Here is a 12866-nt window from a genome sequence, read left to right as displayed (position 1 = left end):
CCAGGGCAGGATGGAATCAATGAGAGTTGAAGCAGAGCAGCTGGAAGCCAAGGATGTTGCAGCGCAGCAGATAGGACAGATGGAACAGATAGTGCAGACGCAGCTGGATGCCTATAACAGCAAGGATGTGGCGGCCTGGCTGGCCACCTATGCCGATGATGCAGCCCAGTACAGCCTGGAGGGGGAGATCATCGCCCGGGACAAGGCGCAGATGGCGGCGAACATGGTCTCGCGCTTCGCAGAGCCGGATCTGCATGCGCCCCTGCTCTCTCGCCACAGCTACGACAATGTGGTCATCGACCATGAGCGCGTCACCCGCAACTTCCCGGAGGGGCTGGGCACCATAGAGATGCTCTGTATCTACCTCATAGAGCAGGGTCTGATCGCCAGAGCCAGCTTCAAGCTGTTCAACAAGCGGCTCACCCCCCGCTGACCGGCCTTTTCCACCCCAATGCACAAATGCCGCCTTTGGGCGGCATCTGTTTGAGCACGTGATTGCTCAGGGGTTAATGGCGCTGGTACTCAGGCGCTCAGGCGGGATAGACGGCGCCCAGTACCGCCGGTCGGCTGGCGCCGGTGTCAGAATGGGAGGGCTGGTTGCCCGGCTTGATGGACGGGCCCGGGGTGAAAATCGATTAGCTGGCTCCCTCAGGCGGGATAGAGGGCACCCAGTACGGCCGGTCGGCTGGCGCCGGTGACGGCGGGCAGGTTGCCGGGCTGGCGCGTCATAAAGCGCTGTGCCAGCCAGGCAAAGGCCGTTCCTTCCACCCAGTCGGGGGCGAGCCCCAGTGCCGCCGTGCTTTCAAGGCGCCAGCGGGGCAGCAGGGCGGCGAGCTCCGCCAGCAGGGGGCCGTTGTGGGCGCCGCCACCGCAGACGAAGAGCTCGGGCCTGGTTTGTGCCTCATCCACCGCAGGCAGCTGGCGGGCTATGCTGTGGCAGCTGAGCGCCTGCAGGGTGCGCTGCACATCCACCGGGGCGTATGCCGTGCCTGCCAGCTCGTGGTCTAGCCACTCCAGGGTGAACATCTCCCGCCCCGTGCTCTTAGGATAGGGGGCGGCGAAGTAGGGGTGAGCCAGCAGTTTTTCGAGCAGCGCCGGAACAAGCTGGCCGCTGGCCGCCCATTGGCCACCGGCGTCGTAGCTGCCGCCCTGGGGGTAATGGCGGCGATACCAGCCATCGAGCAGGGTGTTGGCGGGGCCGGTATCGAAGCCATAGACGCCCTCGGCGTGGCCCGGCAACACAGAGATATTGGCGATGCCGCCGAGGTTCAGCACCACCCGAAGGGCATGGGGTCTGGCAAAAATCGCCTGATGGAAGGCGGGCACCAGAGGCGCCCCCTGACCGCCGAGGGCCATGTCCAGGGTGCGAAAATCGGCAATCACATCGATACCCGTGAGGGCAGCCAGCAGGGCCGCATTGCCTATTTGCAGGGTAAAGCCGAGCTGGGGGCGGTGGCGCACTGTCTGGCCGTGGGAGCCGATGGCGCGGATATCCTTGGGTTCAAGCCCTGCCTTGGCAAGCAGCGCCAGGGTGGCGGCAGCAAATTCCTGCGCCACTCGATTGTCGGCTACCCCCATGCGGTCTATCTCGTTCTCCCCCGGGGTGCAGAGGGCGTGGAGCTCGTGCGCCGTTGCCTCTGGCCAGGGATGGCAGAGGGCATCCTCTACCCGAAGGGTTTCACCATCCATAGTGACCAGCACGGCATCGATCCCATCCATGCTGGTACCCGACATCAATCCGATATAGCGCTCGCTCATGACATGCCCTTCTGTGACGAGAAACCTGACCAAGGAGTGGAGGAGGGCGCGGCATCTATCCCATGCCAGGCTCTGGTACCCGACATCAATCCGATATAGCGCTCGCTCATGACATGCCCTTCTGTGACGAGAAACCTGACCAAGGAGTGGAGGAGGGCACGGCATCTATCCCATGCCAAGCTCTGGTACCCGACATCAATCCGATATAGCGCTCGCTCATGGCCTCTCCTTGTTCTCTGTTCATTACCGCCAAGTGGGGCGAGCCTTAGCTGCCGTTGCTGTCCCGCTTGTTCTGGGCCAGTTGCAGATCCGTGCTGTCGAGCTTGGCCAGTTGCGGCCTGGCCTCGGCCTTGAAGCTGGCCAGCGCCCGCCCGGTGAGGGTCTCGGCCTGGGGCAGGGTGAGGGTGCGCGGGTTCTTGTGCACACCGCCCACCACGAATTCATAGTGCAGATGCGGGCCTGTGACGCGGCCAGTGCCCCCCAGCAGGCCTATGGTCTGCCCCTGTTTCACCCGCTGGCCCTTGTTCACTGTGCGCTTGGAGAGGTGCAGGTACTTGGTCACGTAGTTGCCGGCGTGCTTGATGAAGACATAGTTGCCGTTGAACTGGTTGTAACCGGCGGCCACCACGCTGCCTGAGCCCGCCGCCATGATGGGGGTTCCGACGGGGGCCACGTAGTCGATGCCGTTGTGGGGGCGCACCTTGCCGGTGACAGGGTGCAGGCGGCGCGGATTGAAGTTGGAGCTGATGTATTTGAAGTTGACCGGGGCGCGCAGGAAGCTCTTGCGCATCGCCTTGCCTTCCGGGGTGTAGTAGTTGCCATCCTGGTTCAGCACGGCGCGATAGATGGCCCCCTGGTTGATGAACTCGGCGGCCAGGATGTCGCCGGAGGCCACCCGCTCGTCATCCTGATACTTGTCCTGATAGACCACCCTGAAGCTGTCCCCCGGCTGCAGGTCCTGGGCAAAATCGATGTCCCAGCCGAAGATGGCGGCGAGATCCATGATCTGATCCTCCGTCATGCCCGCCTCGCTGGCGGCGCCCCAGAAGCTGGATCGGATCTCCCCCTTCGCCACCTGCTCGCGGGTGTCGAGCTCGAGGCGCACCGGTCTGGCCACGAAGCTGTCGTCCTTGCGGCTCACCTTGAGCGCCTGCTCAAGGCTGTGGGGGTAATAGAGGCTGTGCAGCTCGCCCTGTTCGGTGAGCTTGAAGGTGAGTTCCTGTCCCGGCTGCAGCATGCGCAGGGGATCGCTGCCGTCGAGCTGATCGATGAGGTGCAGATCAGTGGTATTGAGCCCGATGCGCTGGAAGATGACCCCCATGTTGTCGCCCCGGCGCACCTTCACCTGCTTGGTGATGTAGCGCGGCTTGGGCGGGGTGAGGGGCTGCGCGTCCTCGAGTTCATCGGTCGCGGCGGCCGGGTCGGCGGGCTGGTGCAGGGCAAGTTCGTTGCCGTTGTCATCGACCCGGGTGGCGACGGCCTGTTCGCTTGGCCAGGCTGCCAGCATCATCACCAGGATGCTCAGAATAAGCACCATCTTGCGGTGCCAGGTAGGAAGAGAGTTGAAGGCGTGCCAAATGACCATGAGAAGCTGACGAAGTTGAACCCAGAAGAAGGTCGGAGTTTACCGCCTTTCCAATTGGCCTGCCATTCCAGTAATATGTCTGGCCCTGTGGAATCGTGATTGGAGAGTCAAAAAATGTCCCAGCTCGAGGTGGCGCTAGCCGAGATCAAGCGCGGAGCGGAAGAAATTCTGGTTGAAGAAGAACTTGTCGCCAAGTTGAAGGAAGGGCGCCCGCTGCGCATCAAGCTGGGGATGGACCCGACGGCTCCGGACATTCACCTGGGCCACACAGTGATCCTCAACAAGCTGAAGACCTTCCAGGATCTGGGCCACGAGATCATCCTGCTGATCGGCGACTTCACCGCCATGGTGGGGGATCCGTCCGGCAAGAACAGCACCCGCCCGCCGCTCTCCGAAGAGGCCATCAAGCACAACGCCCTCACCTATGCCGAGCAGGCGTTCAAGATCCTGGATCCCGCCAAGACCCGCATCGAGTACAACTCCACTTGGCTGGGTGAGCTGGGCGCGACCGGCATGATCAAGCTGGCGGCCAAGCAGACAGTGGCCCGCATGATGGAGCGCGACGACTTCAAGAAGCGCTACAGCGGCGGCCAGTCCATCGCCATTCACGAATTCCTCTATCCGCTGCTGCAAGGCTATGACTCGGTCGCGCTCAAGGCGGACGTCGAGCTCGGCGGTACCGATCAGAAGTTCAACCTGCTGATGGGTCGCGAGCTGCAAAAAGATGCCGGCATGGCCGCCCAGTGCGTGCTGATGATGCCACTGCTGGTGGGTCTGGACGGCGTCAAGAAGATGTCCAAGTCCGCCGCCAACTACATAGGCGTGCACGACGCCCCGGGTGAGATGTTCGGCAAGATCATGTCCATCACCGACACCCTGATGTGGAACTACTACGAGCTGCTCTCCTCCCGCCCGCTAGCGGACATCGAAGGCTTCAAGGCCGGTATCGAAGCCGGTACCCTGAACCCCCGCGACGTGAAGATCTGGCTGGCGAAAGAGATCATCACCCGCTACCACGACGAAGCGGCGGCCGAAGCGGCCCACGAAGACTTCACCCAGCGCTTCTCCAAGAACGCCATCCCGGACGAGATGCCGGAAGTCGAACTGGCCCTGGAAGGGGAAGGTCTGGCTATCGCCAACCTGCTGAAAGACGCCGGTCTGGTGGAGACCACCTCAGAGGCGCTGCGGATGATCAAGCAGGGCGCGGTCAAGGTGGATGGCGACAAGCTGGACGATGGCAAGGCACTCATCGGTGCCGGTACCGCCGTCTATCAGGTCGGCAAGCGCAAGTTTGCCCGGGTGACCGTCAAGTAAGCGCGCTCCCCTGATAGAAAGAAGGCCTCCATCTGGAGGCCTTTTTGTTGCGTCATTTACCGGGTCAGCGGGGATTACCCCTCTTTTTTAAGGAAGTTGCGATAGAGCATGTAGAGGTGGGCCGAGCTCCAGCTGAAGTTGCTGGCCCCCTGCATGGCGCCGGTTTCCGGGTTGTAGTTTTCGCGGATGGGGCCAGTGCCCGCCAGCCCCTCTGCGTTGGCAAACAGCTTGTTGACCAGCGCCTGGGCGTCGTCGCGATAGCCGTAGTTCTCCAGCCCCTTCACCCCGAAGTAGAACTGATCCAGCCAGACCCGGCCGCGCCAGTAGATGTCGGGGTCATAGGCCGGGTTGGTCAGGGCCGCGGTGCCGAGCGGCACCTTGGTGTTGAACTCCTGGGCATTGAGCATTATCTCGCGCACCCGCGCGGCTTTCTCCTTGTCCGCCACCTCGGCCCAGAGCGGGCTCCAGCCTTCCGGCCCACGGCCACGGGCGGTCAGCAACTTGCCGACGCAGCCGTTGGCGTCTGCCACATCCCCCTGATGGATCTGGCGATCGTAATAGAAGCCGGAGGCCTCATCGAACAGACAGCTGTTGATATAGCCGGCCAGCTGGGTCGCTCCCTCGCGATAGCGGATCCCTTCATCCGGCTTGCCGAGGAGGTCTGCCATGTCCGCCAGGATGCGCTTCTCTTTCGCCAGGAAGGCGTTGAGCTCCACCGACTCCTGATCGATGGAGAAGCCGATGAGGCTGCCGTCATCCTCGTGGTTCTCGAAGAAGGCGACGTTCCAGTCCTGGCGCGCACGGGCCAGGTCCCCGCCATAGGCCTTGTCGGCGTAGCGCTTGAGCTGGTCCTGCTCGATAAAGCCGAAGCGGGCGGCGTTGTCCATGCCGGACTCCCAGCCGGCGCCGTGCTGGGCACCTATGTCCATCTCGGCGTAGCCGCCAACGCTCAGCACCTGCTGATAGAGCGCCATGCCGGCGCAGCCGTACCAGCCATCCCCCTCGGGGGTGCAGCTCGACAGATCGACTCCGTCCGGTACCGCGCCGCTGTACTGCACCTTGAAGGTGATATTGCCGAACTCGTCGTTGTGCTCGACGTGGCGGGTGGCGCCGTACTCTATGATGCCGTTGCGGTTGTTGTCCCGCGCCCTGTACCACCAGTCGTGATAGGCCTGGATCTTCGGATACATCTCGGCGATGAAGGCCTTGTCCTGGGTGGCGCCGTAGATCTCCCAGATGGCCCAGGCGGAGAGGGGCGGCTTGGTGTCCCGCTCGTTCCAGTTGCCGCCGTCACCGCCGCGATCGGAGAGCTTGTTGTAGAAGACGGCGTCGATCACCATGCCGGCGTCCTGGGGACGCACCGGATCGTCGGGCTGGATCTGGTAGTCATACATGGCGCGTACGTTGTTCTTGGCCACGTCCGGGTTGAAGTGAGCCATGGCGTAGGCGTGCTTCCAGCTGTCCCAGGCCCAGACGCCGTCGAACCAGCGGGCCGTGTTGGAGGGGGTGACGCCGTCGTGGAGGATGGCGCCAGCCGGCGAGCGCCAGTTGCCGTTGAGGGTCTCCATTGCCTTGACCGCGATGCGGCGCTCCGATTCGGGGATCCCCTGGTTGGAGAGGCCGCGCTCGAGGTAGCCCTCCCAGCGGCGGATGGAGGCATCGAAGGCGTCGGCAGGCTTGGCCAGCAGGGTCTGGCGGCTCTGCTGGTAGCGGCTCGCCTCATCAGAAGAGTGGACATAGCTCTGCAGGGTGTAGATATCCTGCTGACCCTTGGCGGCCAGGGTGAGGCTGGCCTCGCTCACATAGCCGAGCCCCTTCTCGTCCAGGGTGGTGCGGCTTGGCAGGGTGCGATCGATGCGATAGCGGGCGCTGCCGCTTTGCATGATGTTCCAGGTGCTGCGCAGTTCGCCGAACTGGAACTCGATGCCTTGCTCGCTCTGGCTGATGGTGCGGGTCCAGTCCGGGTACTGCTCGGCCACCGTCTTCCTGGCATCCCACTGCTGGAGCAGCTCCCCCTGCCAGCTCAGATTGAGGGTGAGGGGCGCATCCTGATTGTTCACCAGACGGGTGCGGACAAGGGCGGTGCGGGCATCGCCGTAGCGCAGCTCCAGCTCCAGGGTGAAGGGCTCGAACTCGAAGCGCTGCACCAGGGCACCGGGGATGGCGTAGATCTCATGCTTGCTGGCGCTGGTGAGGGGGTACTGACGGCCGCTCTCATCGCTCAGGGTCAACTTGTCCAGCTCCCTTGCGAAGAAGAGGCTGTACTCTTCGGCGATCACCATGGGGCCGGTGAAGCCGCCCCACTCGGTGTCGCTGGCGGGCAGCAGGAAGCCGTGCCAGGCCCCGAGATCGAGCAGGGGGTTGTATTTGAGGTTGGAGTAGCTGTCAAAGTCACGGAACTGGAGCGGGGTACCGGTGCGATCGATCACGTTCCTGTACTGGTTCGCCAGGGTGGCGCCGGGCGGGGTAGGTGCGCTTGAGTCATTGCCGTTGCAGGCGGCCAGGCCAAACAGGGCGACACCCAGGGCGACGGAAAGTAAATTTTTACGAAACATATCTCGCTCCAATGACGATTTTGTAGGTTAAGAAAGGTGCTATTTTTGTGGTTATTTTAGTAAAAACGTTTTCAAAGCCATTCTAGGGGAAAGAAAGCGGAAAGGTTGGCGCTACGTCACAGTACGGGCGGGGAGAGGTGTGATCGGGATCACCGGGTTACATGAGGTTACACAGGAATTATTATTAGTAACTATTTACTTGGCGTTGCGGGGCCGTTGAGGGGCAGGTGCGCAGATATTGGTGGGGGGTCAGACCGAACTCCTGCTTGAAGCGGGCGGCGAAGCGGCCGGGGGAGTCGTAACCGCAGGCGAGGGCCGTCTCCAGCGGGCTCAGTCCCTGTTGCAGCAGGGTGAGGGCGTGGCTCATACGCACTTGGGCCAGCAGCTGGCGAAAGCTGCGCCCCTCGGCGGCCAGCTTGCGCACCAGGGAGGCGCGGCTCATGGAAAAGTGGGGGGCCAGGGTCTCCAGCCTGTGATCGGCGCCGGGCTCGACCCCGAGATAGCGAGCCAGCCGCTCCCCGAGCGTCATGGTGCTGGCGGGAAACAGCAGGTCGAGGGCATGGGCGGCGTGCAGCTCGGCATAGAAAGCGTGCAGCAGCTGGATCTGGGTTGCCTCGCTCAGCTTGCGGCTGGCCATGGAGCAGACCAGCTCGAAGCAGAACGCCAGCGCCGGGCTTATCTCAAGGCGTGGCTCCCGCTGCGGGGTGGTCGGGGCCTCAGTCAGCCACTCGGCGGGGGGCGGGGCCAGCAGGGTCAGGGCATGGGAGCTGAACTTGCCCTGCTCGGGCTGGTTGACGAAGGTGAGCTGGTGGCCTGCCGGGATCAGCAGCCAGCTCCCCTTGTCAAAGGACAGGCGCCTCTCCTGCCACCACAGCTGTTTGTGGCCCTGCTGCACCCAGATGAGGGTCGGCGCATAGATGAGCACCCTGTGCAGGGGCTGCTGGCGGATCCCGAAATAGTGATTCAGTTGCAGCAGGGGAGTGCTCATCCGGCGGGCTCCTATGGGGTGACGAAGGTGGCGGTCAGGGTGGCTTTGCCCAGCGCCATGGCATTGAGCATGTAGCCTACCATGGCGGGCGGGGTATCTGCCTTCACCTCGAGATCCTGGGGCAGGGCCCAGGCGGTGAACTGGTAACGGTGCATGCCGTGCCCGGCCGGGGGGCAGGGGCCGCCGTAACCCTGGCTGCCGAAATCGGTTTTAATCTCCAGCCCCTGCTTGAGCTTGCCGGAGGCGTTGCTGGCCAGCTCGCTCTGGTTGGCGGGCAGGTTCACCACCAGCCAGTGCCACCAGCCGCTGCCGCTGGGGGCATCGGGATCATAGGCGGTAATGGAGACGCTCTTGGTGCCGGCCGGCAGGTCCTGCCAGCTCAGCTGGGGGGATCGGTTCTCCCCCTTGCAGCCGAAGCCGTTGAAGCTCAATGCCTTGTCCATCAGCTGGCCTTCCTGGATGTCCGTGCTCTTCAAGGTCATGGCGGTGGCTGGCAGGGCCGCCAGGCACAGCAGGGAGAGCAGGGCAGAACGCAGGGGTAATTTCATGGTGGTGCTCCTTTATGGATGAGGGGATCCCCATGGGGAGATCCTGATGACGGGATCAGTCTAGCGGCGGGGGACGAGCCGGGTTCAACCTTACTGCTCAATATCGGAATAAAGAATGCCTGTTTCGAGCCGAACTGCGCTTTGTGGGGAAAGGAGAGGGGTTGAGAGAGGGTTGGGAACGCCGCTGCGGTTAGTGGTGGGCGGCCATAAAAAAACCGGCCTCCATGAGGCCGGTTTTGACATCTTGCTGGCAGCAGCGAGGCGGCTTAGCGCAGTATCATCTGCTCGCGGCCCGGGCCGACGGAGACCATGGGCACCGGCACACCCAGCAGGGCTTCGATGCGCAGCACATAGTGCTGGGCAGCCTTGGGCAAGTCTTCGAACTTGCGGATGTGGGAGATGTCTTCGCTCCAGGCTTCCATGGACTCGTACACCGGCTTGAGACCAGCGGTCTGCGGCCAGATCGGGTTCTCGGTGTTGGCACCTTCGTAGGCCACGCAGATCTTCAAGTCAGGCATGCCGGAGAGGCAGTCCAGCTTGGTCAGGGCGATCTCGTTGGCGGCCTGGATCTCCAGACCCTGCTTGGTGGCGACCGCATCGAAATAGCCGATGTCACGGGGACGGCCAGTGGTGGCGCCGAACTCGTTGGCGAACTTGCGGAACTCTTCCTGGTTCTCCATGGCGGTGATCAGGGTGCCGGTACCCACAGAGGTACTGAACGCCTTGGCCACGGCAATGACACGCTCCGGGCGCAGGGCCGGCAGGCCGCCACCGATCCCGGCGTAGGCGCCGGAAACGTGGGAGGAGGTCACCCAGGGGTACTCGCCGTAGATGAGGTCACGGCCGGCGCCCAGCTGGGCTTCGAACAGCAGGGTGCCGTTCTGGGCCTGGATGGCCTTGAGCGGCTCGCTGACGTTGCAGACGGCGTCGATCCAGGGGGCGGACACTTCCAGCAGCCAGTCGGCCATCTCCTGGGCGGTCTGGCTGAACTCGAAGCTCGGGTAGAGAGCCTTGAGCTGCGGCAGTTTCCAGTCGAGGAAGAACTGGATGCGCTCGACCAGCACTTCCGGCTGTTTCAGCCAGCCCACCAGGATCGCCTTTTTCATGACCCGATCACCGTAAGCCGGGGCAATGCCCTGACGGGTGGAGCCATAGGCGCCATCACCCAGACGAACTTCTTCCAGGGTGTCTTCCAGGGCGTGGATCGGCAGGCAGAAGGTGGCTCTGTCAGAGATGGCGAGTTTCGGAGTCACGCCGGCGGCTTTTACTTCAGCCAGCTCTTTGGTCAGCGGCTCCGGGCTGATGACCATGCCAGGGCCGAGGACAACCAGGCAATCCGGGTTGAAGACGCCGCTTGGCAGCTGGTGCAGCTTGAAGGTGCCAAGATCGTTGACCACGGTGTGGCCGGCGTTGTTGCCGCCCTGGAAACGGATGCTGGCGGCGGACTGGCCTGCCAGATAATCGACGATGCGGCCTTTGCCTTCATCACCCCAGTTAGCACCTACGACTACGATAGACGACATGACTCTTTCTCCTAAGACGTTAGGCGTCCATCCTAGGAGCCCTGTGTGGATTAGAAAAATTAATTATCTTTATAATTCCAATAAGGAAGTCATATAATTATGACCGATTTATCGGCACACAACGTGCCATGGTGCGCCAAGCCGCGCCAGCGCTGGATGAGAACCTCTTCATGCTGGATATTCACTGGTTAAATACCTTCGTCACCCTGGCCCGCCTGCAGCACTTCGGCCAGACCGCCACCGAATTGCACATGACCCAGCCCAACGTCAGCCTGCACCTCAAGAACCTGGAGCAGGCCACCCGGGTCAAGCTCATCGAGCGCAGCCCCTTTCGGCTGACCCAGGCGGGGGAGCGGTTGCTGCAAAGCGCCGAGCGCGCCATCAATGAGCTGCAGCTCTGCCAGTCCGATCTCAACGCCCTCAGCCAGTTGAGCCAGGGGACGCTCGCCATCGCCGCCAGCGACATCATCTCGCGGCTGCTGCTGATCCAGCCGTTCCAGCGCTTCAAGCAGGCCTTTCCCGGCATCGATCTCACCCTGTTCAACACCACCTCGGATCAGGCGGCGGATCTGGTCAGGGCGGGCAAGGCGGATCTCGGCTTCGTGATGGCGCAAAAGCGCAGCGAGCCGCTCTTCTACACAGAATTGCAGCAGGTGACCTGGTGTGCCCTGGGGCAGGGGCTCAGCCGCTGGCAGGCCCGTGCCAAGGCCGGGGATAGCGATCCCCTCGACGAGCCCACCCTGATCCTGCTCGGTCACGACACCCGCACCCGGGCACTGATAGACCCGTCCTTGCCCCTGCTCGGGCTGCCGAGCTGCCGCATCATGGAGGTGGGAAGCGTGGATGCCCAGCTCGACTGGGCGGAGGCGGGGTTTGGCGTCGCCATAGTGCCGGACTTCTCGCTCCACCCGCGCCTCAAGCTCAGTGCCCCCGTGACCCGGCTGACCGACTTCCCCGGCACCAGCCTGGGGTATGTGGTGCGCCAGAACCAAGTGCTGTCGCGGGCCATCAAGCAGTTGCTGCACTGGGTGGAGGAGGAGATCCAGCGCCCGGACTCGTTGCCGCTTCCCAAGGGATAAGGCCGGCGCCGCTCGCCGGCGCACATCCGGATGACAAGAGGCCACCCCGGGGTGGCCTCTTGCATTGTGCTCTCCCCGTCATTGGGCGGGGGCGGGCGTATCGCCGGTGACCGGCGAGGCGCCGCTTGGGCTGCCCGGTGCGGGCGTCGCGGTCGGTGCAGTGCCCTTTGCCGCCGAGGGAGTGGTGATCCCGGCCGCGTCCGGCTGGCTGCCCTGCGCTGACGTTGTCTCTGCCTGCGTCGGGAGCGTGGTCAGCGCCGGGGCTTGCTCTGTCGTCACCGCATCCGAACTGGCCGGCAGGGTGGCGCCGGCGGGTTGCTCCGGCAGCACCTCTGTCCCCTCCAGCGGGGTGGCCGCACTGGTGGGGACGGACGGTGCCGTGGGGAGCGCCCCCGAGGTGGCCTCGGCCCCTGAGGGGGCCAGGGTGTCGGGCAACAGGGTAGGAGCGGCATCCAGCATGCCGGGGTGGAGCGGGAGTACGTCCCCCGCCTGCATGGATTCCGGGGTGAGGGTGGTGAGCGCCGGGTGCAGCCGAGTGAACTGCTTGAGATTGCGGCTCAGCACGTCGCGCAGGGTGCGTACCTCTGCCTCGGGCAGGCTGGCCTCGGCCACCAGCTCGGCGGTTACCGCAAAGGTGGCGATGGAGCTGGTCTGCCCCGGGTAGAGGTTGGCGCCAATGCGGCTGTGCTCATAGTAGGGATACTGCTTGAGCAGCTTGTCGACCTGCTCCCCCTCGATGGGAATGAGGCGGGCCTGGCAGCGACCTGTCAGATCGCCTATCCCCTGGTTGGGGTGGCCGGCGACCAGGAAGGCGGCATCCAGGGTGCCGTTGCAGAGTCCCTCCAGCCGGTTGCCTGCCGAGGCCACGGGAGGCGCGGCAAACTGGCTCTCCTGCCAGCCCATGGCGTCGAGCAGCGCCCGGCTGGTGACCCTGTCCCCTGAATTGGGGGCGCCCAGATCGACCCGCTTGCCTTCGATGTCCGCCAGGGTGGTGATGTTGCTGGTGGCGCTGGCGAGCAGGGTCAGGGACTCCTTGTGGAGCCGCAGCAGGCTGCGCAGCTGATCGTTCGGGGTCTGGCCCGCGAAGGGGCCGCTGCCCTGGGCCGCATGGTACAAGACATCCGACTGCACCAGCGCCAGCTGGATGTCGCCCTTGGCCAGCGCGGCCAGGTTGGCGATGGAGCCCGAGGTGCTCTGCACCGTGCAGTGCAGCCCGTGGTTGCTGCTGTCGTCGTTGAGCAGACGGCAGATGGCGCCCCCCGTGGGGTAGTAGACGCCGTTGAGCGCCCCCGTGCCTATGGTGACATAGGCGGGGGTGGCAGAGAGGGGCTGTGCCAGCATGGCCGCCAGCCAGGGCAGGGCGGCAAGTGAGAGGCGCAACAGGGGACGCAGGGCTCGTGGGTGCATAGTGAACCGGAACAATGGCTGAAAAAAAGGATGAGCCAGGCTCATCCCGTCATGAGTCACATCTTATCTATATCAGATGTGAACCTGAATGGCTTTCACCATTCCCGTC

At 63.7% G+C, this 12866-nt stretch carries 10 protein-coding genes; 3 read left to right on the top strand and 7 right to left on the bottom strand.

Features of this window, described 5'->3' with window-relative positions:
• The first annotated feature begins 19 nt into the window (after positions 1 to 19).
• Positions 20 to 433 carry a nuclear transport factor 2 family protein gene (locus WIR04_RS14685; protein WP_338887888.1) on the top strand — a complete coding sequence of 138 codons (414 nt, stop codon included), beginning with the start codon at positions 20 to 22 and terminating at the stop codon, positions 431 to 433.
• Between the two features lie 215 nt (positions 434 to 648).
• On the opposite strand, the gene WIR04_RS14680 is transcribed toward WIR04_RS14685, so the two are convergent.
• Both WIR04_RS14680 and WIR04_RS14675 read right to left on the bottom strand, forming a co-directional pair.
• Positions 649 to 1758, bottom strand: coding sequence for an anhydro-N-acetylmuramic acid kinase (locus tag WIR04_RS14680; protein ID WP_338887886.1), 1110 nt, complete (start codon positions 1756 to 1758; stop codon positions 649 to 651).
• A gap of 265 nt (positions 1759 to 2023) precedes the next feature.
• Positions 2024 to 3343, bottom strand: coding sequence for a peptidoglycan DD-metalloendopeptidase family protein (locus tag WIR04_RS14675; protein WP_289984737.1), 1320 nt, complete (start codon positions 3341 to 3343; stop codon positions 2024 to 2026).
• Positions 3344 to 3457: 114 nt separating this feature from the next.
• On the opposite strand from WIR04_RS14675, the gene tyrS reads away from it, so the two are divergent.
• Positions 3458 to 4657, top strand: a complete 1200-nt coding sequence (gene tyrS / locus WIR04_RS14670; protein ID WP_338887882.1) for a tyrosine--tRNA ligase — start codon at positions 3458 to 3460, stop codon at positions 4655 to 4657.
• Between the two features lie 74 nt (positions 4658 to 4731).
• Here the strand turns inward: tyrS and ygjK are convergent, their stop codons facing one another.
• The 4 genes from ygjK to WIR04_RS14650 form a co-directional block, all read right to left on the bottom strand.
• Positions 4732 to 7212 carry an alpha-glucosidase gene (gene ygjK, locus WIR04_RS14665; RefSeq protein WP_338887880.1) on the bottom strand — a complete coding sequence of 827 codons (2481 nt, stop codon included), beginning with the start codon at positions 7210 to 7212 and terminating at the stop codon, positions 4732 to 4734.
• Between the two features lie 184 nt (positions 7213 to 7396).
• Positions 7397 to 8200: a helix-turn-helix transcriptional regulator gene (locus tag WIR04_RS14660; protein WP_043135564.1), complete on the bottom strand. Its 804-nt coding sequence runs from the start codon at positions 8198 to 8200 to the stop codon at positions 7397 to 7399.
• An 11-nt stretch (positions 8201 to 8211) separates the two neighbouring features.
• The gene (locus WIR04_RS14655) at positions 8212 to 8748 is read right to left on the bottom strand and encodes a YbhB/YbcL family Raf kinase inhibitor-like protein (protein WP_338887877.1); all 537 of its coding nucleotides are present in this window, start codon (positions 8746 to 8748) and stop codon (positions 8212 to 8214) included.
• Between the two features lie 266 nt (positions 8749 to 9014).
• A complete protein-coding gene (locus tag WIR04_RS14650) occupies positions 9015 to 10271 on the bottom strand; it encodes an adenylosuccinate synthetase (RefSeq protein WP_025326213.1) in 1257 nt (418 codons plus the stop codon).
• A 170-nt stretch (positions 10272 to 10441) separates the two neighbouring features.
• Between WIR04_RS14650 and WIR04_RS14645 the strand changes: the two genes are divergently transcribed.
• Positions 10442 to 11350 carry a LysR family transcriptional regulator gene (locus tag WIR04_RS14645; RefSeq protein WP_338892592.1) on the top strand — a complete coding sequence of 303 codons (909 nt, stop codon included), beginning with the start codon at positions 10442 to 10444 and terminating at the stop codon, positions 11348 to 11350.
• Positions 11351 to 11428: 78 nt separating this feature from the next.
• Here WIR04_RS14645 and WIR04_RS14640 read toward each other — a convergent pair whose 3' ends face one another.
• Positions 11429 to 12757 (bottom strand): TAXI family TRAP transporter solute-binding subunit, encoded by a 1329-nt coding sequence (locus WIR04_RS14640; protein ID WP_338887875.1) that lies wholly within the window; start codon positions 12755 to 12757, stop codon positions 11429 to 11431.
• Between the last annotated feature and the right edge of the window lie 109 nt (positions 12758 to 12866).

This window comes from Aeromonas rivipollensis (genome assembly GCF_037811135.1).
Lineage (GTDB): Bacteria > Pseudomonadota > Gammaproteobacteria > Enterobacterales > Aeromonadaceae > Aeromonas > Aeromonas rivipollensis.
This window is presented reverse-complemented; position numbering and strand designations above follow the sequence as displayed.